The sequence below is a fragment of the Streptomyces sp. NPDC046308 genome (genome assembly GCF_055588065.1).
This window is the reverse complement of record NZ_JBVJFB010000009.1, coordinates 1-22,244: the sequence shown is the minus strand read 5'-3', so window position 1 is coordinate 22,244 and position 22,244 is coordinate 1. Positions and strand designations below refer to the sequence as shown.

Here is a 22,244-nt window from a genome sequence, read left to right as displayed (position 1 = left end):
TCCTCGTGCGGGCGGGCCGGGTCCGCCGGGAAGCGGTCGGTGTCTGTCGGGTTCATGCCCTCTCCCTGTTGTCGGCGTTGTCGGCTCTGTCGGCGCGGTCGGCTGCTCCGACGCCGGAACGGACGCGTGGACCGGCCACGCGCGGCGGGACCCGCACACACGGGTGTGCGGGTCCCGTCCGGACCGCCGGGTCACTTCGCGCGGGGGTTCTCCCAGCGGTAGAACTCGTGGGCCATCGCGTCCTTCGGGCTGCGCCAGGTCTCCGGGTTGTGCGGGCTGATGTAGGCCGTGAGCCGGTCGCTGAGGTCCCGGAACTCGGGGTGGTCGGTGACCTTCGCGATGGCCGGGCCGGGCGGCCGGTCCGACTCGATCAGGTGCAGGTAGACGTCGCCGAACTGGAAGAGGCTGCGGCGCGTGACCCCTACGAGGTGCGGCAGTTCGCCCGCGTCGGAGCCCGCGAAGAGCTCGGCGATGTCGGGCGCCGACCCCGGTGCCATGCGGGCCACGATGAGGGCGCGGTGCGGCTGGTTCATCCGGGTGCCTGCCTTTCGTTTCAGAGACGGCTGACGGCAGGAGTGCGGTTCTCGCGCTCGCGCTGCTCGATCTTGTCCCGGATGAGGGCCATCTGGATCGGGGAGTTGCGGTTGATGTTGTCGGTCATCCACGCGTCGTCGACGGGTGCGTCCGGCTTCATCGCGAAGTCCTGGGTCCACTTCATCCGGGTGCCGCCGGGCACCTTGAAGTACTGCCAGTGGATGTCCATGTGCGCGAAGGGACCCGTTTCCACGCGTCGGGCCCGGACCGTGAGGTTCTTGCGGTCGACGGTGCGCTCCGAGACCCAGCTCCAGACCTTGCCGTTCTCGTCGGGGTGCATGGTCAGGCGGAACCGCGTGGTGTCGCCCTGCTGGTCGAGGATCTCCAGCGAGGCGTACTCGCTGAACAGCTGCGGCCAGTTCGGGAGGTCGTTGGTCATCTCCCACACGACGTCCACGGGCGCGTTGACGGTGATCTCGTTCTCGGTGTGTCCTGGCATATCAGGCTCCGGTCATCAGGCTGTTGTTGACGAGGTCGAGGAATTCCCCGGGGGTCTTGCAGCGGTCGGCGTCGGCGGGCAGGGCCCGCCCGCGCCGGTTCTCCAGTTCGCCGACGATGCCGAGCAGGCCCAGCGAATCGAGGCCGTACTCGTCGAAGGCGGAGTCCGGACGGCGTGCCATCTCGGCGGGATCGACGGTGATTCCGGCGGTCTTCATCAGCACCGCCAGCTCCTCCATGGTCAGTCGGTCGGACATCTCGGTTCTCTCTTCCTACGAGGCGGCTACGCGGTCGCCGACGCGCCCTTGCGCAGGACGAGCGCGGAGTTCGACCCCATCCGGCCGCGGCTCAGCACGAGCGCGGTGCGCAGCTCCGCGGGGCGGGCGCTGCCGGTCACCACGTCGAGGTCGTGGCACACGTCGTAGACGTTCGGGGTCGGCGGGACGACGTCGTGCTCCAGGGCCAGCACCGCGGCCGCGGTGTCGAGGGCGGGGGCGGCGCAGTACGCCCGGCCCGTACCGGACTTGGGGGCCGTGACCGGCACCTTCCGGCCGTACGCGCCGAGGGCGGCGGTGAGGGCCGCGGCCTCGGCCGCGTCCGCCTCCGCGGTGCCCAGGGCGTCGGCGAAGACCACGTCGATCTCCTCCGGCGCGCAGTCGGCCTCCCGGAGCGCGCCCCGGATGGCGTGGGCCAGTCCCTCGCCGGAGTCGTCCCGCCGCCGGGTGCCGGTGAAGGTGGCGGCGTGACCGGCCAGAACGGCCCGGACGGTGGCGCCGCGGCGGCCGGCCTCCTCCTCGTCCTCGACGACGAACATCGCGCCGCCCTCGGCGGGGACGAATCCGCAGGCCTTGTCGGTGAACGGCCGGTAGGCGCGCTCGGGGTCGTCCGAGGTGCTCAGCCCCTCGTACTCCAGCTGGCAGACGATGGAGTACGGCGCCAGCGGCGCCTCCGTCGCCCCGACCAGCATGGCCCGGCTGCCCTGGCGGATCGCGCGGGCGGCGTGCGCGAAGGCGTCCAGCCCGCCCGCCTCGTCGCTGCACACGACCCCGCAGGGGCCCTTCAGCCCTCGGCGGATGGAGATCTGGCCGGTGCTGGCGGCGTAGAACCAGGCGATCGACTGGTACGGGCCCACGAACCGCGGCCCCTGCTCCCAGAGGTGCTGGAGCTCGCGCTGGCCGAACTCGCCGCCGCCGGAGCCGGCGGCGGTGACGACGCCGACGGAGAAGGGATCGCCCTCGTAGTCGGCCCGGCCGAGCCGGGCGTCCTCCAGGGCGAGGTCGGCGGCGGCCAGGGCGTGGTGGGTGAAGCGGTCGGTCTGGACGAGGAAGCGGTCCTCGACCATGGCGCCGGGGTCGAAGCCCCGGACCTCGCCCGCCACGCGCAGCGGCAGGTGCTCGCAGCCGGCCCGGGTGACGCGGTCGAGCACGCTGAGTCCGGACTGGGTCGCCTTCCAGAAGGCGGCCGCGCCCACGCCGTTGGGGGCGATGACCCCGATGCCCGTGATGACCGTACGGCTGGTCACGAGACTTCCTCCTTCGGCCGGGTCATGACGACGGCGGACTGGAAGCCGCCGAAGCCGCTGCCCACGGAGAGCACGTTGCGCAGTTTCCGGCCTCGGGCGACCTTGGGCACGTAGTCCAGGTCGCACTCGGGGTCGGGCGTCTCGTAGTTCGCGGTCGGCGGTACCACCTGGTGGGTCATGGCGAGTACGCAGGCCGCGAGTTCGATGGCGCCGATGGCTCCGAGGGAGTGACCCACCATGGATTTGATGGAGGTCATCGGCGTCTTGTAGGCGTGGTCGCCCAGGACCCGCTTGACCGCCGCGGTCTCGTGGCGGTCGTTCTGCTTGGTCCCGGAGCCGTGCGCGTTGACGTAGTCGATCTCGTCGGCGGCGACTCCGGCCTGGGCCAGGGCGGTTTCGATGGCCCGGGCCATCTCCAGGCCCTCGGCGGTCAGGCCCGTCATGTGGTGGGCGTTGCCGAAGGTGGCGTAGCCGCCGATCTCGCAGTAGACGGTCGCACCGCGGGCGCGGGCGTGTTCCAGCTCTTCGAGCACGAGGACGGCGCCGCCTTCGCCGAGCACGAACCCGTCCCGGTCGGCGTCGAACGGCCGGGAGGCGTGGGCCGGGTCGTCGTTGTTCGGCGAGGTGGCCTTGATGGCGTCGAAGCAGGCCACGGTGATGGGCGATATGGGCGAGTCGGAGGCGCCTGCGATGCAGACGTCCATCCGGCCCTCCGCGATGGAGTGGACGGCGTACCCGATGGCGTCGAGTCCCGAGGTGCAGCCGGTGGAGACCGTCTGCACCGGGCCCCGCGCCCCGACCTCCTCCGCGACGGCGGAGGCGAGGGTGGCGGGGGTGAACGCGCGGTGGAGGTACGGGCCGGACAGCTTGTGGTCCACGTCCCACCAGGAGCCGGACTGGCTCACGGCGACGTAGTCGTGCTCCAGCCGGGTGGTGCCTCCGACGGCCGTGCCGAGGGAGACGCCGGTGCGCCAGGCCTCGTCCGTGTCCAGGTCGAGTGCCGCGTCGCGTACGGCCTCGCGGGCGGCGACCAGGGCGAACTGGATGTACCGGTCCGCCCGGGCCGTTTCATCCTCCCCGAGGCCGTGCGCGGCGGGGTCGAAGTCGACCTCGGCGGCTATCCGGGAGCGGAACCCGGTCGGGTCGAAAAGGCTGATGCCCCGTGTCGCCGTCCGGCCGTTGGACAGCAGGTCCCAGAAGTCGCGGACGCCGATCCCGCCGGGCGCGACGACGCCGACTCCGGTGACGGCCACCCGCCGGGGGGTCACGAGACCACTCCCGATCGGTCCGGAGGCTGCTCCCAGGCGGTGCTCTCCGGGTGCGGGGCCTCCTCGGTGTCGACGTGGCCCAGTTCGGGACGCGGGGCGAGCGGGCCGAGGTGGAAGACCATGCGGGCCTCGACGTCCCCGACGTTGCGGAACCGGTGGCGCACGTTGAGGGGGACGAGCAGGCCCTGGTCGGTGCGCAGGGGGTGGGCCTCGCCGTCGAGGTCGACCTCCAGGCGGCCGGCGACCACGTACACGAACTCCTCGGAGTACGGGTGGTAGTGCTCGGCGATGGACTCCCCGGGGGCCATGATCGCCATACCCATGAAGCCGCTGGTGGAGCCCACCGACGTCGGGGTGAGCACGGCCCTCAGGTCGCCGCCGCGCCGGCGGTTGGGCGGCGTCTCGCTGAGGTCCACGATGCGTGGGCGCTGTCTGGTCATGGCGGGTGCCTCCTGGCGTGTGGGGAGAGCCTGGACGGGGATGGGGGTCGAGACGGGGGTGGAGCGAGGGGTGGTGAGGGGTGGTGCTCCGGATGGATTCCCCGGCGGGGATCAGGACTGCGCGGGTGCCCGGCGGTCGGTGATCAGGTTCATGGTGTGGTGCGTGGGGCGAACGCGCCCGCCGGGCGCGGCCGTCAGCCGGGCGAGCACGGCCGCCTTGCGCGGGCCCGAGACGCCGGAGGTGATGTCGGGCTGGGCGTCGAGCGGGCCGCGCACGTCGATGAGGCGGACGACGATGTCGTCACGCTGGAAGATGCTGCTGCTCCGTACGGGGCTCTCGGGGTGGTGCGCGGCCGCCTCGTCCTGCCGGGCGAGGAACTTGGCGAGCGCCGCGCCGCAGCCGGGCTTGGCCGGGTAGAACAGCGCGTGCCGCTGTACGTCGGCGGGGTCGGCCTCCGTCGCGGCGATGTGGTGGACCGCCGGGAGCGCCGCGCGCATGAAGAACATGCGCGCGGATTCCGGGTCGTTCAGGTTCCGGTCCTGTTCGAGGTAGGGGTTGATCGCCTCCTCCACGGCGCGCACCTCGGGCTGCTCCGAGACGTGGCGCAGGGCCGTGACCAGGTCGCCTTGGACCTCCACCGTGCGGACGACCCGGTTGCCGTGCATGAAGAGCGAGGTGCGGCACAGGCGGGTGTGGGCGTCGACGCGGGCCGCCGGGGAGGCGTAGCTGGCGAGGATGGCCGCGACCTCCTTCTCGCTGCCCGGCTTGACGGTGAAGGTGAGGGCGTGGCGCACGATTCCGGCGCCCAGCCGGGGTGTGGTCTGCAGGCGCGCCGTGGTCGGGCGGGCCGCCTGGTCGTAGCCGCGGCCGGTCTCCCGCAGGACGGTGAACTTGAGCGGGCGCATGTTGCGCGCGCAGGCGCCGAGCGGCTTGACCTGTTCGGCGTGGTGCTCGCTGTTGACCCATGCGAGGTACTGCGGGGCGCTCTCCCACTCACTGGTGATGAGCCATTGCGAGGGGTCCTCGAAGGATTGGCACAGCTGGTCGCTGATGTGGCCCGGGACCGACGCGATGTCGTGGCGGAGCTGTTCGTACGCCTCGAAGAACTGCTGCTGGGTCCCCTCGTGGAGATCCATCAGCAGGACGACCCGGAGCATGGAGCCGTCGAAGGCTGACTGCGACACCCGTTCGGACAGGGTGGTTGTCATCTACTCACTCCTTCATGAGGGGGTGGAGATCCATCGCGTACGGATTCCTCGTCCGTCACCGGTGGCGTCCGCCCGGGCCGGCGGCCGCCCCCGTGGGGAACGGGCAGGCCGGCGCGTCTCAGGGGGAGCCGCTGTCGCTCATCGTCATCCGGGTGGCGACGTACCGCTACATGTCCGGATCAAGCGGGTGACAACCGGCGAATCAACTGGGCCTGATCCCGGATCGGGGGCATAAAGACTCCACTCCCCCACACAGAAAACAGGAGCCCGCAGCTGATGGAAGACAACGCCGATGTTCGCGTACCGGTTCTCGTCGTGGGCGGCTCCCTCGTGGGCCTGTCCACCTCGCTTTTCCTGAGCCGCCACGGAGTGAGGCACCTGCTCGTCGAGAAGCACTCCGGTACGTCCCCGCACCCGCGCGGCCGCGGGATCAACGCCCGGACGATGGAGCTGTTCCGCACGGCAGGGGCGGAGCGCGCGATCCGCCAGGCGGCGTCCGTACTGGAGGGCATTCAGGGCATTCTGCAGGCGCGGTCGCTGACCGACCGCAGCGACCACAACTGGCTGATCAAGTCGATCGATCCGTCGGGGGCCATCGCCCGTTTCAGCCCGACCGGCTGGTGCCTGTGCAGCCAGAACAACATCGAGCCGGTACTGGCCGCACAGAGCCGTGCGCAGGGCGCGGACGTGCGGTTCTCCACCGAGCTGATGAGCTTCGACCAGGACGCCACCGGAGTGAACGCCGTGGTGAAGGACCGGTTGACGGGCGAGCACAGCACCGTGCGCGCGGACTTCTTGATCGCGGCCGACGGGCCGCGCAGCCCCGTGAGGGAACAGCTGCGGATCCCCCAGACGGGTAACGGCGAGCTGTTCCACAACGTCAGCGTCACCTTCCGCTCGGAGCGGCTGGTCCAGGTGCTGGGCGACCTGCGGTTCATCGTCTGCTATCTGATGCGCCCGGGGGCGGACGGGGCCCTGCTGCCGGTGGACAACCAGACCCAGTGGGTCTTCCACGCCCCGTGGCACCCGGAGCAGGGCGAGACCCTGGAGGACTTCACCGACGAGCGGTGCGTGGACCAGATCCGGGACGCGATCGGCGTACCCGACCTGGACGTGGAGATCGGCGGCAAGGCGCCCTGGCATGCCGCCGAACGGGTGGCCGAGCGGTACTCGTCCGGTCGGGTGTTCCTCGCCGGCGACGCGGCCCACGAGATGTCCCCCACCGGCGCCTTCGGCTCCAACACCGGCATCCAGGACGCGCACAACCTGGCGTGGAAGATCGCCGCGGTGCTGGACGGTTCGGCGGGCATGGGGCTGCTCGAGACGTACGAGGCCGAGCGGCTGCCGGTGGCCAGGGCCACCAGCGAGCGGGCCTCGGCCCGTTCGGCGGAGCACAGCCACCCCGGGTACGCGCCGCCGCCCACCATGGGCGGCGGGCCCGGCAGCGGGGTGCTCACCACGGCCATGGGCTACTGCTACCCGAGCGGCGCGCTCGTCGGCGGCGAGCCCGGCCGGCCCGTCATCCCCGAGAGGTTGCGCATGGTCGGGGACACCGGGACCCGGGCCCCGCACATGTGGCTGACCCGGGCGGGTGAGCGGATCTCCACGCTGGACCTCTACGAGCGCTCCTTCGTGCTGCTCAGCGGCGTCGGCTCGCCGTGGCGGACGGCCGCGGAGCAGGTCGCCGCGGAGCTCCCGGTACGGCTGGACGCCTACACCATCGGCTCCGGGCCGGCCGCCGACCTGATCCAGGAGGGCGGCGGCTCCGACTGGAGCGAGGTCCACGCGATGAGCGCCGAGGGCGCGGTGCTCGTACGGCCGGACGGGTTCGTGGCCTGGCGCTCGGAGGGCGCGGTCGCCGACCCCCGGGCGACGCTGCACGAGGTCCTCTCGACGGTGCTGCGCCGGGCGTGACCACCTCGTCCCCCCTCCCGCCGGCCGTGCACGCGGCCGGCGGAAGGGGTTCAGCGGCAGGCCCAGCAACCCGCCCAGCAGCCGGGGTCGGGCCGCACGCCACGCCGGCGGCCCGCTTCGGCGCCGATGCCTCCGCCCGCCGCACCGCGGGCGCGGGCGCGGGCCCGGCCTGTGTCCCGGTCACGGTCAAGGGAGTTGCGGTGCGCGTAACACGCGATGACGACCGCGAGCGCGGCCAGTTCCTCCGGGGCGGCAACGCCCCTCTCCACACGCAGCAGGCTCGCTATCGGGACATCGTTCGACATCGGCACGGCCTCTCTCACGGGGGCTGCGCGTGCGCCCGGCCGCGGCACGAGGGGCGGACCGGATCGGCGCCGACACGGGCGGCACACGGGTGGCTCGGTGCGCTGACGGGACGTGTTCCGCGGGTGCGAACCGGCCTGCGGACTCCTGCCGGATCACCAGGAGTCCTGTCCCGACCGACGCTACAAGCGCGCGGCGGACCCGGCACTCCGGGAACGCGCGGTCCGGTGGCGTGCAGTCGGCGCACGAGCGGTCCGGACACGTGCGGTCCGGGCACGTGCCGTCCGGGGCCGGCCGCCCGCGCCGCCCGCGCGGCAGCGGCGCCGCCGCGGGGCCGGTCGTGACCGGCCACGGGCCCCTGTTGTGCCGGGGCTGCGCCGGCCGGCTGTACGCCGTCTGCATCACGGACCACTCCGGCGGGAACACCGCCGGCCAGTGGGAGGTCGACCACGAGATGCCCGGGGAGTGCCCGCTGGCCGGGCTGTTGCCCCTGACCGGGACGGCGGTCGACGTCCACGACCTGCCGGGGGCGGAGGAGGTGCTCGGTCCGCCCTTCTGAGCGGGGCGGGTTGAGCCGCACGGGTGAGCTCCGTACGCCGCATGCACCGCCGGCGGCCCAGCGGCGGCCGTCGACGAGGCATGCGTTCACTCTTTGAACTCCCTCTGCACGCAAGCGCTTTCCCGGTTCAATCTCTTGACGGCCGTGAGGGCGGGGAGCACAGTGTCCAGCGGCGCCGTTCTGAGAGCGCTCTCAAAACGGTGGCCACGCTCTTCCCCCCGCACCGCGCCTCATCGCGCTTCAGAGAGGGCACCCATGCGTGAGACATCCGGCAGGACACGACCGACGGTCCGGCGGGCCGTCCTGGCCGCGCTCGGCACGATCGGCCTGGTCGCGGCGACCGCCGCGGGCGTGGTGCTGCCCGCGAGCGCCGCCGCTCCCCCCACCCCGACCGGCTGGTCGCGGGTGTTCCTGGACGACTTCGACGGACCCGCGGGGTCCGGCGTGAACACCGCCGACTGGCAGTACACCACCGGCACCAGTTATCCCGGCGGACCCGCCAACTTCGGTACCGGTGAGATCGAGACGATGACCGCCGACCCCTCCAACGTCTCCCTCGACGGCACGGGCAACCTGCGCATCACGCCGAGGCGCGACGCGGCGGGCAACTGGACGTCCGGCCGGATCGAGACCAAGCGGTCCGACTTCCAGCCTCCGGCCGGCGGCACGCTCCGCACCGAGGCGCGCATCCAGATGCCGAACGTCACGGGTCCGGCGGCCAAGGGCTACTGGCCGGCCTTCTGGATGCTCGGAGCCCCGTACCGCGGCAACTGGTGGAACTGGCCGGGCATCGGTGAGATCGACATCCTGGAGAACGTCCAGGGCATCAACAACGTCTGGGCCACCGTGCACTGCGGCACGAGCCCCGGCGGACCGTGCAACGAGACGTCCGGCATCGGCGGCCAGCACGTGTGCCCGGGTACGAGCTGCCAGGGCGGCTTCCACACCTACGCCGTGGAGTGGGACCGCGCGACCGCGGTCGAGGAGATGCGCTTCTACGTCGACGGGGTCAACTTCCACACCGTACGGGCGAACCAGGTGGACGCGACCACCTGGACCAACGCCACGAACCACGGCTACTTCATCATCCTGAACGTCGCCATGGGCGGCGGTTTCCCCGATGCCTTCGGCGGCGGACCCGACGCGGGCACCCAGCCCGGTCACGCCATGGTCGTCGACTACGTGTCCGTCCTCCGCTCGACCGGGGGCACGACCCCGCCCACCACTCCCCCGACCACCCCGCCGGCCGGCAACCGTGACGCGTACTCCGCGATCCAGGCCGAGTCGTACGACGGCCAGGCGGGGGTCGCCAAGGAGGCCACCACGGACTCCGGCGGCGGCGAGAACCTCGCGTCGCTGGGCAACGGCGACTGGGCCCTGTTCAGGGGCGTCGACTTCGGCTCCACCCCGGCGAGGCAGTTCCACGGACGGGTGGCGAGCGGCGCGGCCGGCGGGGTCAGCGGGCTCGTCGAGGTGCGCCTGGACAGCCGTACCTCGGCGCCGGTCGGCAGCTTCTCGATCGCGGGCACCGGCGGGTGGCAGAGCTGGCGCACGGTACCGGCGAACATCACCGCGGTCACGGGCACGCACGACGTCTACCTGACCTTCACCAGCGGCCAGCCCGCCGACTTCGTGAACGTCAACTGGTTCGACTTCGGGCACTGAGCCGACCGCCGGGGGCTCCGTCAGCGACTGCGCCACTCCTCGGCCAGCAGCCGGTAGGAACGGACCCGGTCCGCGTGGTCGTGCGTGATGGTGGTGATCAGCAACTCGTCGGCGCCGGTGGCCTCCTGGAGCCGCTCCAGGTGATCGGCGACGGTCCGCGCCGAGCCGACGAACTGGGTCTCCACCCGGTCCGCGACGAGTTCCCGGTCCGCCTCCGTCCAGGGCAGGGCGCGCGCCTCGGCGGGCGTGGGGAAGGGGATGGCGCCCTCGGCGGTACGGATGCTGCGCACCCAGGGCGCGTACCCGGTGGCCAGTTCGCGGGCGGTCGCGTCGTCCTCGGCGACGACGACGTCGGCGGAGACCGTCAGGTACGGCCGGTCCAGCTCGGCCGAGGGCTTGAAGGCGGCCCGGTAGCCCTCGGCCGCCTCCAGCACCGAAGCCGGGCTGACGTGGTAATTGGCCGCGAACCGCAGCCCGTTGCGACCCGCGGTCTCCGCACTGACTCCCCCGCTGCTGCCCAGGATCCACACCTGTACGTCGGCCCCCTCCCCGGGGACGGCATGTGCCTCCACCCCCTCCGGGGAGCGGTAATCGCCCCGGAGCAGCGCGAGGACGTCGTCGATCTGCTCGGCGTAGTCCTGGGGCTGGGCACCGGGCAGGTTCAGCAGCTTCTGCTGGAGCGCGACCCGCGGATGCCCCAGCAGATGCGCGAAGGAGAACCGGGCGGGGATGCGCAGTCCGTTCGGGGCGTACCCCTCGAACGGAGGGTCCTGCGCGGCTCCCGGCTGCGGCCGGCCCGCCGAGCGCCCCAGGCCCAGGTCGAGGCGCCCGGGGTGCAGCGCGTCGATCAGGCCGAACTCCTCGACCGTGGACAGGGCGGTGCGGTGCCCGAGCTGGACGGCGCCGGAGCCGATCCGGATGGTCGAGGTCGCGGAGGCGGTCAGCGCGAGTACGACCGCCGGTGAGGTCCCGGCGACCCCCGGGTTGAGGTGGTGCTCGGCGAACCAGTAGCGGGCGTAGCCGAAGGCCTCCGTCTGCCGGGCCAGGTCGATGCTGTGGTGCAGGGCCTCGGCCGCCGTGGAACCGGACGGGACCGGGACGAGGTCGAGGACCCCGAGGGGGATGCCGGACATGGCCGGGCTCCTTACAGGTCGGGAAAGGGAGGGTCGGGGATCTCGCGGCGCAGCACCGGGGCGATCTGCGACTGGAAGAGCTCGAGGGAGGCCCGGTGCTCCGCGGGGGTGAGCCCGCCCGGCTCCGCCTGGAGGTGCAGGGCGGTGTGGCCGAGGGCCTCGTGGTAGCGGTGGACCTTCTCGATCACCTGTTGGGGGCTGCCGACCAGTGCCGAGCTCCGCTCGACGAAGTCCTCCAGCGTCGGGAAGGCCGGAGCCAGCCCCTGTTGTGCGTGGAAGGCGAGGTACCGGGCGAAGGCGGGCCGGTACGCCGCCACCGCCTGCTGCGAGGTGGGGGCCGCGTGGTAGCCGGCCGTCCCCGCGCCGACGACGGCGTGCGCGGGGTCGTGCCCGTAGTGCTCCCAGCGCTCGCGGTAGTGGCGCACCAGCTCGGCGTACGGGCCGATCGGGTGGGTGACGTTCGCCGAGAAGAGCGGGTCCCCGTAGCGCGCCGCGAGATCGACGGACTCCCGGCTGGTCGCGCTGCCGTGCCAGACCCGCAGGGCCGGCTGGAAGGGCCTCGGCAGCACCTCGGCGCCGGCCAGGGCGGGGCGGAAGCGCGGCTCGGCGCTCACCTTGTCCTCGCGCCAGATCCGCCGGAACAGCTCGTAGGCCTCGGCGTTGCGCTCCCACTGGTCCTCGGGGGTCACGTGGAACAGCTCGCGCTGGGCGGTGCCGTTGCCCTTGCCGATCATCAGCTCCAGGCGGCCGTCGCAGAGGTGGTCGAGCGTCGCGTAGTCCTCGTACGCCCGCACCGGGTCGAGCAGGCTCAGGGTGGTCACGGCCGTGAACAGCCGGATCCGGCGGGTCAGGGCGGCGATGTGGCTGAGGACCACGGGCGGCGAGGACGACAGGAAGGGCCGCTCGTGGCGCTCGCCGACCCCGAAGCCGTCGAAGCCGAGCTCCTCCGCGAGCAGTGCGGCGTCGACCACCTCGCGGAACCGCTCACGGGTGGGGGTGAGGGCGCCCGTCACCGGATCCGCGGAGTCCGTGATGAGGGTGATGGCCAGGAACTTCACGAGCGCGCGGCCAGCGGGTCGGAAGCCGTCTGCGGCACCGCGAGCCCGAGGTGGTCGCGCAGGGTGGTGCCCGCGTACTCGGTGCGGAAGACCCCCCGCTCCTGGAGCAGCGGGACGACGGTGTCGGCGAAGACGTCCAGGCCGCCCGGGGTGATGTGGGGGACGAGGATGAATCCGTCGGCGGCGTCCGCCTGCACCAGCGTGTCGATCTGCGCGGCGACGGTGGCGGCGGAGCCGACGAAGGTCTGGTCGGCCGTGGTGGAGATGACGAGTTCGCGGATCGACAGGTTCTTGGCTTCGGCGAGCGCGCGCCACTGCCGTGCGGTGGCGAGCTGGTCACGGTACTCCCGTACGCTCGCCCGTCCGAGGGCGATGGTGTTCTCCCCGACCTCGGGGTCGATGTCGGGCAGCGGGCCATCGGGGTCGTAGCCGGACAGGTCCCGGTTCCAGACGTGCTCCAGGAACTTGATCGCGGTCTGCCCGCTGACCTGGAGGCGGCGCACCTCGTGAGCCGCCTCGCGGGCCTCGGCGTCGGTGTCGCCGAGGACGAAGGTGGCTGCGGGCAGGATCTTCAACTGGTCCGGGGTGCGGCCGTACTTGGCGAGGCGGCCCTTGACGTCGGCGTAGAACTCCCGGCCCGCGTCGAGCGTCCCGTACCGGCCGAAGATCGCGTCGGCGCCGGCGGCGGCGAACTCGCGCCCCTCGTCGGAGTCGCCCGCCTGGAAGATCACCGGCCGGCCCTGCGGGCTGCGCGGCACGTTGAAGTGGCCCTCGATGTCGAAGTGCTGTCCCCGGTGGGCGAAGGAGCCGGCCCGCGCGTCCCGCAGGAAGGCGCCCGATCCGGCGTCGGCGAGGATCTCGGAGCCGTCCCAGGAGTCGAACAGCTCGTTGGCGGTGGCCAGGAACTCCTGAGCCCGGGAGTAGCGCTCCTCGCGCGGCAGGAACCCGCCGCGCCGGAAGTTCTCGCCGGTGAAGGCGTCCCAGGAGGTGACGACGTTCCAGGCGGCCCGGCCCTCGGACAGGTGGTCGAGCGAGGCGAACTGGCGGGCCACCTCGTAGGGCTCGTTGAAGGTGGAGTTGATGGTGCCGGTCAGTCCGAGGCGCGAGGTGACCGCCGCGAGCGCGGCCAGCACCGTGAAGGTGTCGGGGCGGCCGACGACGTCCAAGTCGTAGATCTGGCCGCCCTGTTCCCTCAGTCTCAGTCCCTCCGCGAGGAAGAGGAAGTCGAACTTGGCGCGTTCGGCGGTGCGCGCGAAGTGGACGAACGAGTCGAAGTCGATGTGGCTGCCGGCCGCCGGGTCACTCCACACGGTGGTGTTGTTGACGCCCGGGAAGTGGGCTGCGAGATGGATCTGCTTGAGCGGCTTGCTGCTCATGACGGGGCCTTCCGGGTCCGGGATCAGGCGGCGGGGTGGGCGGCGTAGCGGCTTGCCGGGCGTTCCAGGCCCAGCAGTCCGCGCAGGGTGTCCGCCTCGTACGCCCGGCGGAAGACCCCGCGCCGCTGGAGTTCCGGTACCAGGCCGCGGGTGATCGCGGGCAGGTCGTGGGCGATCGCCCCGGGCCGCAGCAGGAAGCCCGACAGGCCCGCCTCCCGGCGCTCCAGCAGCAGGTCCGCCAGCTGCCCGGGGCTCCCGGCGAAGACCGCGCCCCCGTCGGCGTACGAGGTACCCGAGAGCGCGTCCAGGCGCTCCAGACGGGCGACGGCGGCCGGGGCGTCCTCGTCCAGGAACACGGTGAGGTCCCCGAACAGGTGCAGTGGCTGCGCCGCGAGCCCGGTGGTCTCCCGGGCCCGCCGGATCGCCTCGACGGCGGCCCTCGTACCGTCCGGGTCGTGCGCGGCCACGTACCCGATGTCCGTGGACCGGGCGACGAGCGCGTACGAGGCTTCGCCGTCGCCGGACGCGCCGACCACGGGCTGTCCCTGCGGCGGGCGCGGGGTGATCGAAGGCCCCCGCACACTGAAGTGCCGGCCCTCGAAGTCGATGTAGTGCAGCTTGTCGCGGTCGACGAACCGGCCCGTGGCCACGTCCCGGATCTCCGCGTCGTCCTCCCAGCTGTCCCACAGCCGCCGGACGACCTCGATGTGGTCGGCGGCCTCGGCGTAGGACTCCGCCTCCGGGAGCGGGACCGGCCGGCGGCCGAAGTGCCGTGTCTCGTGGAGGAGTCCGGACACCTGGATCCACAGGCCGGCCCGGCCGCGGCTCACGTGGTCGAGGGTGGCGATCGCCTTGGAGATGTGGAAGGGCTCGGTGTGGGTGGCCGTCACCGCCGGGACCAGCCCGATGTGCCGGGTCAGCGGTGCGACGCGGGCGGCGGTGAGCACCGCGTCCAGCCGCCCCCGGACCCGGTCCGTGCGTCCGTCGGGCCCGTCGGCCGAGGAGGACTGGAGGGTGAGGGAGTCCTCGATGGAGACGAAGTCGAGCAGTCCGGCTTCGGCCTCGGCCACGGCGTCGGCCCAGTAGCGGGCCGTGAAGATCTCACCGGGCCGGGCGCCCGGCTCGCGCCAGGCGGCCGGGTGCCGGCCCGCGCCGTCGAGCGCGACGGCCAGGTGCAGTGGTGCGGAGGATTCCGATGCGAGGGGAAATACGGATGCGGGCGGGGATGAGGACACGTCGGATTACGCCTTCCTGATCGGCCGGGCGAGGAAAAGGCCGATGTGCGTCGCGAATGTGAGGGCGTACGAGAGGGCGGAAAAGAGGCCCGTGAGGCCCGCCATCAATATCTCTTCGAAACGCTATGCCCTATAGCGGTGCCATACAATGACTCGCATATTAAGAGAAGTTGGCAGCGGTGTTGCCGGGCGCGCGGACCGCCGTGAAGGACGGGCGGCGGCGCAGGGTGAAGCCGATCGACTCGTACAGCCGGATCGCCGTCGTGTTGCTCGCGGCGGTGTGGAGGAACGGTACGTCGCCGCGCTCCCGGATGCCCGCGGCGACGGCGCGGACCAGCCGCGTCGCCAGCCCGCCGCCCCGGTGGTCGGGGTGGGTGCACACCGCGCTGATCTCGGTCCAGCCGGGTGGCCGCAGCCGCTCTCCGGCCATGGCGATCAGCCGGCCCCGGTGCCGGATGCCGAGGTACGTGCCCAGCTCGATGGTGCGGGGCAGGAACGGACCGGGCTTCGTGAGCTCGATCAGGCCGAGGATCTCGGGTACGTCGCGGGGGCCGAGCCTGACCGCCTCGGGGGCGGGTTCGGCGCGCAGCGAGGTGTCGACCAGCTGCACGCCGGCGACCGAGCCGACGGTCTCCCAGCCGTCGGGTGGGGTGAACACGCCGGCGAGCGCGGCGGTCCCGCCGTCACCGACCAGTCTGCGCAGGTCGGCCCAGGAGTCCGGGTCGGCCGGGTCCGCGAGGGCGGCGAAGGGCGAGACGTCCGACGGGTAGCGGGCGGCGCGGGGGACGGCGCAGGGGTGGGCCTCGGGACGGGCGGCCCGCTCGGCGAGGGCGGCGTGCGCGCCGGACAGGGAGGCCCAGGCCGGGTTGTCGAGGACGTGCGTGGTGGGGCCTGCGTTCGTGGTCATGCGGCGGGCTCTCCGTCCGTGGCGCGGCCCGGGGGCCGGGGATTCAGGAGTTGGTCACCGGCAGGCCCGGCGGGTCAACCTCCGAGGTGGTGACGGCCTCGTTGGACAGGTTCCAGGCGGCGAGCAGCTGCGCGTACTGGCCGTTCTTGATGAGATGGTTGATGGCTTCGGACACCGGCTTGGCGAGCCCGCTGTCCTTCTTCGCGGTCGCGGCGATCAGGCCCTGGAGCGACTCGCCCGCGCCGGAGAAGGAACCCGCGTTGCGGGTGGGGGCGGTGCCGCTCGCCGTCTGGGTGATGTGGTAGGCGATGGACGGGTTCGGGCCGAAATTGATGTCGATCTTCTTGCCGCTGAGGGCCAGGTAGGTGCTGTTGGCATCGGGGAAGTACTTGACGGTGATGTCCTTGCCCTCGGCCTGGAGCTTCTTCTGCCACTCCAGCAGGATCTTCTCCTGGTTGGTGCCCGAGCCGACCGCGACCGTCCTGCCCGCGAGGTTGCGGTAGTCGCCGCCGTAGTTCCAGGGGTTGTCCTTCAGCGTCTCGAAGGCCAGGTTGTCCTGCCGGTAGGAGGCGAACTCGTACTTCTTCTTGCGCTCCTCCGTGACCGTGACGTTCGTGAAGGCCACGTCCACCTTGCCGCTGTCGATGCCGACGAAGAGGTTCTCCCAGGTGGAGTTCTTCACGACCGGTTTGAGCCCGAGCGTCGCGGCCACCAGGCGGCCGAGGTCCGGTTCGGCGCCGGTCAGGGTCTTCTGGTCGGTGCCCGCGTACGCCAGGGGCGGGTAGCCGGCGGGCAGCGCGCCGACCCCGATGACGAGTTCGCCGCGCTCGCGCACGTCGGCGGGCAGCTGGGCGCGCAGGGACTCGACCGCGGGGACGGACAGCTCGGTCTCCCGGGCGGCGCCGTTGGACACCGCGCCGACGGTGACCTTGCCGGAGTCCGGTCCGGTGGCCTCGGCGTCACCGCCGCACGCGGTGAGGCCGGAGGCGAGCGCCACGGTGGCGGTGGCGGCTCCGAGGCCGCGGGTGAGTCTGGCGCGCAGGGAGTGTCGGCGTTGCATGGTGTTGCCTTTCGGGTCGGGAGGGGCGGGTCAGAGCACCTTGCTCAGGAACTCCCGCGTACGGGGGTGGGCGGGCCGGTCCAGCACCTGCTCGGGCGGGCCCTGTTCGACGATGCGGCCGCCGTCGAGGAAGACGACCTCGTCGGCGACCTCGCGGGCGAAGCCGATCTCGTGGGTGACGATGACGAGCGTGGTGCCGCCGGTGGCGAGGTCCTTGATCACGGACAGCACCTCGCCGACGAGTTCGGGGTCGAGCGCCGAGGTGGGTTCGTCGAAGAGGATGACGCCGGGCCGCAGCGCGAGGGCCCGGGCGATGGCCACGCGCTGCTGCTGGCCGCCGGACAGCTGCCGCGGATAGGCGCCGGTCCGCTCGCCGAGCCCGACGCGTTCGAGGAGTTCGCGTGCCAGGGCCCGGGCCTGCGGCCGAGGCAGCCTGCCGGTGGCCACCGGGGCGGCCGCGACGTTGTCCAGCACGGTCAGGTGCGGGAAGAGGTTGAAGTTCTGGAAGACGAATCCGATGCGGCCGCGCTGGGCGAGGATCGCCCGCTCGCTCAGCTCCTTCAGCCGTCCGCCGTGCCGCTGTACGCCGATCAGCTCGCCGCCGACGCTGACGTATCCGGCCTCGGGCTTCTCCAGGTGGTTGATGACCCTCAGCAGGGTGGACTTGCCGGAGCCGGAGCGGCCCAGGACCGCGGTGACCGTGCCCGGCCGGAGCCGCAGGCTCACCCCGTCCAGGACCTGCCGGCCGCCGAACGACTTGTGCACGCCGTGGACCTCGATCGCGGCGGGCCGCGCGGCGGTGGTCATCGCGCCGTCTCCTTCCGGGAGATGTCCGGGAGGCGGTCCGGGAGGCGGTTCCGGAGTTCGCGCAGGCCCGTCCGGGCCCGCTGCAAGGGGGTGGGCGGCATGGTGCGCAGCGCGCCGCGCGCGTAGTACCGCTCGACGTAGAACTGGACGACCGAGAGGACGCTGGTGAGGACCACGTACCAGAAGGTGGCCACCAGCAGCAGCGGCACGATGTCGCCGGAGTAGGTGCTGCCGAGGCTCTGCACCGTGCCGAACAGGTCGAGCAGCGATACGTAGAAGACCAGCGAGGTGGCCTTGACCAGCCCGATCAGCTGGTTGACGTAGGCGGGGACGATGGAGCGCAGCGCCTGCGGGAAGACGATCCGGGCGAACTGGTAGCGCTTGGGCAGTCCCAGCGCGGCCGCCGCCTCGTGCTGGCCCTGGTCGACGGAGAGCACACCGGCCCGTACCACTTCGGCCGCGTACGCCGCTTCGCTCAGGCTCAGGCCCACGACCGCGACGACGATGTCGGTGGCCAGCCTCGACTCGTCGAAGGTGAAGAAGGCGGGTCCGAAGGGCACCCCGATGCTGAGGGCGGGGTAGAGGGCGCTGAGGTTGTAGAGGAAGAGCAGGACCACGATCAGCGGTACCGAGCGCAGCAGCCAGATGTACGCCCAGCTCACCGAGCGCAGTACGGGGTTCGCGGAAAGCCTGCCGAGGGCGAGCAGGATGCCGCCCGCGAGGCCGAGGACCGCGCTGTACGCGGCCACCTGGAGGGTGATGAGCAGGCCGTCCAGGACGGCCGGCCGGACGAACCAGTAGGTGAACCGGTCCCATTGGTAGAAGGGATTGGTCAGCAGCCCGTGGGCGGCCTGGGAGAGCAGCACCAGCACGAGGGCGGTGGCGACCCACCGCCCGGGCCGGCGGAGCGGGAGGACCCGCTCGACCGGCGCCGGCGGTCCCGGGGGCGCGGTGAGGACAAGCGATTCGGTCAAGGACACTCCAGCAGCATTCGACAAGTCGAAGAATCGAAAAGCAGCCGTCATGCCGGAAAGAAAGAGGCCGCTGATGTCGTTTTCTGCGGCGTAAGCTAGGCAGCCCGGAGAAGGGCTGTCAACGGTCCCGATATCGATATCCGCGGAAGCGTGCGGCAATTTCATCCGCCGTACACACAACGCCTTCCGGTGAAATGTTCGGGCTGTTGCACCGGCCCGGTTCCGGGGCTACTGGTGGTCGGGAACGTACTTGTAGCCGACGCGGCGCACGGTGGTGATGCGGCCCCGGTGGGCGGGACCGAGCTTGCGGCGCAGCCTGGCCACGTGGACGTCGACCGTACGGCCGTCGCCGATGTGTCCGTATCCCCAGATGTCCGTGATGAGGGCGTCACGCCTGTGGACCGTGTACGGATGGGCCACCAGGTGGGCCAGGAGGTCGAACTCCAGGTAGGTGAGGTCGAGTTCGCGTCCGTCGACCTCGGCGAGCCGACGTGCGCCGTCGATCCGGATGGCATCGCCCGGCCGGACGGTGGCGGGGTGCGGGGCTGCCGGTGCCGGCTCGGGCGCCGGGAGCGTCCTGGCGTCGAGGGGAAGGATCTCCGGGCGGATGCCGTGCGCGGTCATCACCGCGACCGGGTCGACGTCCGCCGGCAGGAACACGAGGTATCCGACGCGGTCGACGCCGATCCCGCCCGCGGGGGCGGCGGACGGGTGGTCTCCGACCAGTTGGAGGCGTGGGGCCGGGGGACGGCGGACGGCGGTGGTGGGTACCGGTGCGGGAAGTGCGGTGGTCACGGTGAGCCCCTTCGGCTGCTCGAAACGAGGTACGGACGCCGGGTGTTGGGCGACGACGGGGCAGGGGTTCCGTGACGGATCCGACGGGAGAGCCGGACCGCCGCACGTCGGGCAGACCCGTACGGCCACGGCTCGGGGGCCGGGGTCACGGGGAAGTGCGGCGCACGGACAGGAGCGACGGCCGGAACACCGGCACGCGTCGAGGAAATGCCCGGTCGAAGAAGCCCTAGACGGGTCGGCAGACGGCGCTGGCGACGCGACGGAGGTCAACGTGCCTGCGGCGTACGAGCAACGGCTGCGACGGGGACATGGTCACATCGTGAGGTGCGTGGCGGGTGCGCGTCAATACTTCCCTACCGATTGACTAGGAAATGGCTCTGACCTGCGCGGTCTCTCATCTCGAGATCACATCGTCCGCCATTCGGTCACGCTCTTGCCGGGCGGGCGGCTTCGGGCGAGTATCCCTATCAATCCGATGGGAAAGGTGGGGATTCGGTGAAGCGGCCGGCCGGCACCACCCAACAACGTTCCGGAGTAGCCGACATGACCACCGCCATCCCCCGTGGCACCACCGGCCGCCGATCCGCCGACGAGCAGCGCCGCACGCTCCTGCGCACCGCCCGCGACGTGGCGGACGACCTCGCCGCGGACGCCATCGCCCGCGACCAGGCGGGCAAGCCGCCGGCCGACGAGACCGCCCGGCTGCGCGAGGCGGGCCTGCCGGCGGCCCTGACCCCGCCCGGGCCCGACCGCGGGGCGGACTGGCGCACCGGATGCGCCGTCATACGCGAGATCGCCGCGGCGGACAGCTCCGTCGGCGACGTGCTCGCCCGCCACTACGTACACACCTGGAGCGGACGCTTCTACGCCGGTCATGACCACGCGACCGCCCTCGAGGAGGAGTCGGTGGGCGAGCAGTGGCTGTGGACCGGTGCGGTCCGCCCTCCCGTACCCCACGACGACGGCGACGAGCCGGGGCTCACGCTGAGGCGGCGCACCCCCGGCTACGTGCTCAGCGGGCGCCGGTCCGTGGACACGGCGGCGGCCGCGGCCGACCAGATCGTGGTCGACGCGGTGTGCGCGGCCACCGGTGACGTCCTGGTCGTACGGATCCCACCGGGCGCACGGGGCGTGAGCGTCGAGTCCGCCCACGACCGCCTCGGGCAGCGCGTCGCCGGCGCGGGCGAGGTCGTCCTGGACCGGGTCGCCCTCACGCCCGAACAGGTGCTGGGGCGGCTGCCGCACGACGAGGAGTCGACCGCGCCCTTCACCGCGCTCGCGGAGCCCGCGCTCCGGCTCGCCCTCTGTCACGTCGGCCTCGGCATCGCGGAGGGCGCCCTCACCGAGGCGCGCGACCTCAGCAGGGGCGGCCGCGCGCACCGGCTGCCCGGTGAGGATCCGGACCTCTTCCTGACGTACGGGGAGCTCGCCTCGGCCGCCCAGACGGCCACCGCCGTGGTCGACCGGGCGACGGAGGTGATGGCGCGGGCCCTCGACACGGGTCCGCACCTCGACGCGGAGGGAGCCGCGGGCGTCGCGGCCCTGGTCGCCACGGCCGAGACCGTGACGTCGAAGGCGGCCCTGCGCATCACGGCCCGGGTGCTGGAACTCGCCGACGCGCCCGGCTTGGACCGGTTCTGGCGCAACGCCCGCGTCCTGACGGCCCACCGTCCGGCCGCCCACCGCCTGCGTTCCATCGGCGAGCACTACCTCAACGGCTCCCACCCCGTGGTGGCGGCGTTCCGCTGACGCGAGCCCGAGCACCCGCCCGGCGGCCGCCGGCCACCCGCGAGGGGACACCGGCCGTATCGATGCAAGATAATGTCCGTATGCGGATCTCAGCCAGGGCGGACTACGCGGTACGTGCCGCACTGCAGCTTGCCGCGTCCCAGGACGACGGGCCCGTGAAGGCGGAGGCCATCGCGGACGCCCAGGACATCCCGCACAAGTTCCTCGAGGGCATCCTGAACGACATGCGCCGGGGTGGTCTCGTCCTCAGCCAGCGCGGCGGCAACGGCGGCTACCGGCTGGCCAAGCCCGCCCGGTCCATCAGCATCGCGGACGTGATCCGCGTCGTGGACGGACCGCTCGTCTCGGTGCGCGGGGTCCGCCCACCGGACCTGTCCTACACCGGCCCCGCCCAGGCCCTGCTCCCCCTGTGGATCGCGCTGCGCGCCAATGTCCGCGAGATCCTCGACGGCGTGAGCCTCGCCGACGTCGCAGCGGCCGACCTGCCCGCGGACGTGTCGGCCCTGGCCGACACCCCCGGCGCCTGGACCAATCCCTGACCCCTGCCCCACCTGCACGTTCTCACATAGCGAGATCCTGACGTCCAGCATTCGGTCACCCTCTTGGGGCGGGTGTCCGCCTCTGCCAATATGCCTACCAACCAGGTGGGAAAACTAGGAATCCAGGAGGCGGGCCGTGCGAACACTGCATCACGCAGGCCGGATGCTGCCTCTGACCTCCCGCCGGCACATCGACCTGCTCCGCACGTCCAGCGCCATCTGTCAGTCCCGCTGTCAGTCCGGCTGACACCATGCGCCGGGCCCCGCTCCCCGTGTAGTCACCGCTGAGCACCGTCGGACGGGCCCCCTCGGCCGCCCACGCCGTACCGCGTGGAGTCGAGCGCGGGCACGCGCCGTAGGGGCTCGACTTCCGTCCCCGAGGTGTCCGACACCCCTGCGTTCCTCGGGCTCGCGACCGCAACCCCGTCGCCCACCGCTCACCGCCGGGCGTCGGTTCCGTGTGCGTCGACGGCCTCGCGTCGCCCTTCTCCGTACCCCCTTGAACACCCTCCCGTGAAAGGACACCTCCGTGTCTGCCGCAAGACCGCTCACCACCCTGCGCGCCATCGCCGTCACCGCGACGCTTCCCCTGCTGCTCACCGCCTGCGGCTACGGCTCCGAGGCCAAGAAGGACGAGGGCGACAAGCCCGCGAACGCCGCCGCCACGGACGGCGCGAAGCTGTCGGCCTCCGAGGTGCG

23 protein-coding genes are annotated in these 22,244 nt (G+C 72.2%); 6 read left to right on the top strand and 17 right to left on the bottom strand.

The genetic code is table 11. The features are described 5' to 3' along the window. Window positions 1-191: 191 nt before the first annotated feature. The 7 genes from ACZ6JT_RS29920 to ACZ6JT_RS29890 form a co-directional block, all read right to left on the bottom strand. Window positions 192-533 carry a TcmI family type II polyketide cyclase gene (locus ACZ6JT_RS29920; RefSeq protein ID WP_365479202.1) on the bottom strand — a complete coding sequence of 114 codons (342 nt, stop codon included), beginning with the start codon at window positions 531-533 and terminating at the stop codon, window positions 192-194. A gap of 20 nt (window positions 534-553) precedes the next feature. Continuing rightward, complete coding sequence (locus ACZ6JT_RS29915; RefSeq protein ID WP_469214495.1) at window positions 554-1,033, bottom strand: SRPBCC family protein; 480 nt, start codon at window positions 1,031-1,033, stop codon at window positions 554-556. 1 nt (window position 1,034) lies between these two features. Beyond that, window positions 1,035-1,289, bottom strand: a complete 255-nt coding sequence (locus ACZ6JT_RS29910) for an acyl carrier protein (protein WP_469214494.1) — start codon at window positions 1,287-1,289, stop codon at window positions 1,035-1,037. 26 nt (window positions 1,290-1,315) lie between these two features. After that, window positions 1,316-2,554 carry a beta-ketoacyl synthase N-terminal-like domain-containing protein gene (locus ACZ6JT_RS29905; protein ID WP_469214492.1) on the bottom strand — a complete coding sequence of 413 codons (1,239 nt, stop codon included), beginning with the start codon at window positions 2,552-2,554 and terminating at the stop codon, window positions 1,316-1,318. Then, window positions 2,551-3,822 carry a beta-ketoacyl-[acyl-carrier-protein] synthase family protein gene (locus ACZ6JT_RS29900; protein ID WP_469214490.1) on the bottom strand — a complete coding sequence of 424 codons (1,272 nt, stop codon included), beginning with the start codon at window positions 3,820-3,822 and terminating at the stop codon, window positions 2,551-2,553. The genes ACZ6JT_RS29905 and ACZ6JT_RS29900 overlap by 4 nt, the downstream gene beginning before the upstream one ends. Further along, window positions 3,819-4,262: a cupin domain-containing protein gene (locus ACZ6JT_RS29895; RefSeq protein WP_469214488.1), complete on the bottom strand. Its 444-nt coding sequence runs from the start codon at window positions 4,260-4,262 to the stop codon at window positions 3,819-3,821. Before ACZ6JT_RS29895 ends, ACZ6JT_RS29900 begins: the two co-directional genes overlap by 4 nt. Window positions 4,263-4,373: 111 nt before the next feature. Continuing rightward, window positions 4,374-5,471 (bottom strand): SchA/CurD-like domain-containing protein, encoded by a 1,098-nt coding sequence (locus ACZ6JT_RS29890; RefSeq protein ID WP_469214486.1) that lies wholly within the window; start codon window positions 5,469-5,471, stop codon window positions 4,374-4,376. Window positions 5,472-5,747: 276 nt separating this feature from the next. On the opposite strand from ACZ6JT_RS29890, the gene ACZ6JT_RS29885 reads away from it, so the two are divergent. The 3 genes from ACZ6JT_RS29885 to ACZ6JT_RS29875 all read left to right on the top strand — a co-directional run bounded on the left by ACZ6JT_RS29885 (window position 5,748) and on the right by ACZ6JT_RS29875 (window position 9,912). Beyond that, a complete protein-coding gene (locus ACZ6JT_RS29885; protein ID WP_469214484.1) occupies window positions 5,748-7,385 on the top strand; it encodes an FAD-dependent oxidoreductase in 1,638 nt (545 codons plus the stop codon). Between the two features lie 643 nt (window positions 7,386-8,028). Beyond that, window positions 8,029-8,247 carry a hypothetical protein gene (locus ACZ6JT_RS29880; protein WP_365479182.1) on the top strand — a complete coding sequence of 73 codons (219 nt, stop codon included), beginning with the start codon at window positions 8,029-8,031 and terminating at the stop codon, window positions 8,245-8,247. Between the two features lie 255 nt (window positions 8,248-8,502). Next, the gene (locus ACZ6JT_RS29875) at window positions 8,503-9,912 is read left to right on the top strand and encodes a glycoside hydrolase family 16 protein (RefSeq protein ID WP_469214482.1); all 1,410 of its coding nucleotides are present in this window, start codon (window positions 8,503-8,505) and stop codon (window positions 9,910-9,912) included. Between the two features lie 20 nt (window positions 9,913-9,932). On the opposite strand, the gene ACZ6JT_RS29870 is transcribed toward ACZ6JT_RS29875, so the two are convergent. The 10 genes from ACZ6JT_RS29870 to ACZ6JT_RS29825 all read right to left on the bottom strand — a co-directional run bounded on the left by ACZ6JT_RS29870 (window position 9,933) and on the right by ACZ6JT_RS29825 (window position 19,567). Further along, window positions 9,933-11,045 (bottom strand): LLM class flavin-dependent oxidoreductase, encoded by a 1,113-nt coding sequence (locus ACZ6JT_RS29870; RefSeq protein WP_469214480.1) that lies wholly within the window; start codon window positions 11,043-11,045, stop codon window positions 9,933-9,935. A gap of 11 nt (window positions 11,046-11,056) precedes the next feature. Continuing rightward, entirely contained in the window at window positions 11,057-12,103 is a 1,047-nt protein-coding gene (locus tag ACZ6JT_RS29865) for an LLM class flavin-dependent oxidoreductase (RefSeq protein WP_469214478.1), read from the bottom strand. Next, complete coding sequence (locus ACZ6JT_RS29860) at window positions 12,100-13,479, bottom strand: NtaA/DmoA family FMN-dependent monooxygenase (protein WP_469214477.1); 1,380 nt, start codon at window positions 13,477-13,479, stop codon at window positions 12,100-12,102. The genes ACZ6JT_RS29865 and ACZ6JT_RS29860 overlap by 4 nt, the downstream gene beginning before the upstream one ends. 23 nt (window positions 13,480-13,502) lie before the next feature. Further along, entirely contained in the window at window positions 13,503-14,714 is a 1,212-nt protein-coding gene (locus ACZ6JT_RS29855) for an LLM class flavin-dependent oxidoreductase (protein WP_469214475.1), read from the bottom strand. A gap of 160 nt (window positions 14,715-14,874) precedes the next feature. After that, window positions 14,875-15,621 (bottom strand): GNAT family N-acetyltransferase, encoded by a 747-nt coding sequence (locus tag ACZ6JT_RS29850; RefSeq protein WP_469214473.1) that lies wholly within the window; start codon window positions 15,619-15,621, stop codon window positions 14,875-14,877. Between the two features lie 43 nt (window positions 15,622-15,664). Beyond that, window positions 15,665-16,681 (bottom strand): ABC transporter substrate-binding protein, encoded by a 1,017-nt coding sequence (locus ACZ6JT_RS29845; RefSeq protein WP_469214471.1) that lies wholly within the window; start codon window positions 16,679-16,681, stop codon window positions 15,665-15,667. Between the two features lie 30 nt (window positions 16,682-16,711). Further along, a complete protein-coding gene (locus tag ACZ6JT_RS29840) occupies window positions 16,712-17,488 on the bottom strand; it encodes an amino acid ABC transporter ATP-binding protein (RefSeq protein WP_469214469.1) in 777 nt (258 codons plus the stop codon). Further along, complete coding sequence (locus ACZ6JT_RS29835; protein ID WP_469214467.1) at window positions 17,485-18,513, bottom strand: amino acid ABC transporter permease; 1,029 nt, start codon at window positions 18,511-18,513, stop codon at window positions 17,485-17,487. The genes ACZ6JT_RS29840 and ACZ6JT_RS29835 overlap by 4 nt, the downstream gene beginning before the upstream one ends. A gap of 177 nt (window positions 18,514-18,690) precedes the next feature. Next, on the bottom strand, window positions 18,691-19,257 hold the full coding sequence (locus ACZ6JT_RS29830; RefSeq protein ID WP_469214465.1) for a winged helix-turn-helix domain-containing protein: 567 nt from the start codon (window positions 19,255-19,257) through the stop codon (window positions 18,691-18,693). A gap of 226 nt (window positions 19,258-19,483) precedes the next feature. Further along, window positions 19,484-19,567 carry a putative leader peptide gene (locus tag ACZ6JT_RS29825; protein ID WP_324617234.1) on the bottom strand — a complete coding sequence of 28 codons (84 nt, stop codon included), beginning with the start codon at window positions 19,565-19,567 and terminating at the stop codon, window positions 19,484-19,486. Between the two features lie 233 nt (window positions 19,568-19,800). On the opposite strand from ACZ6JT_RS29825, the gene ACZ6JT_RS29820 reads away from it, so the two are divergent. From ACZ6JT_RS29820 to ACZ6JT_RS29810, 3 genes are all read left to right on the top strand, one after another. Continuing rightward, window positions 19,801-21,006, top strand: coding sequence for an acyl-CoA dehydrogenase family protein (locus ACZ6JT_RS29820; protein WP_469214463.1), 1,206 nt, complete (start codon window positions 19,801-19,803; stop codon window positions 21,004-21,006). Between the two features lie 80 nt (window positions 21,007-21,086). Further along, window positions 21,087-21,545: an RrF2 family transcriptional regulator gene (locus ACZ6JT_RS29815; RefSeq protein WP_469214462.1), complete on the top strand. Its 459-nt coding sequence runs from the start codon at window positions 21,087-21,089 to the stop codon at window positions 21,543-21,545. 163 nt (window positions 21,546-21,708) lie between these two features. After that, window positions 21,709-21,792, top strand: coding sequence for a putative leader peptide (locus tag ACZ6JT_RS29810; RefSeq protein WP_469214985.1), 84 nt, complete (start codon window positions 21,709-21,711; stop codon window positions 21,790-21,792). Window positions 21,793-22,244: the final 452 nt, after the last annotated feature.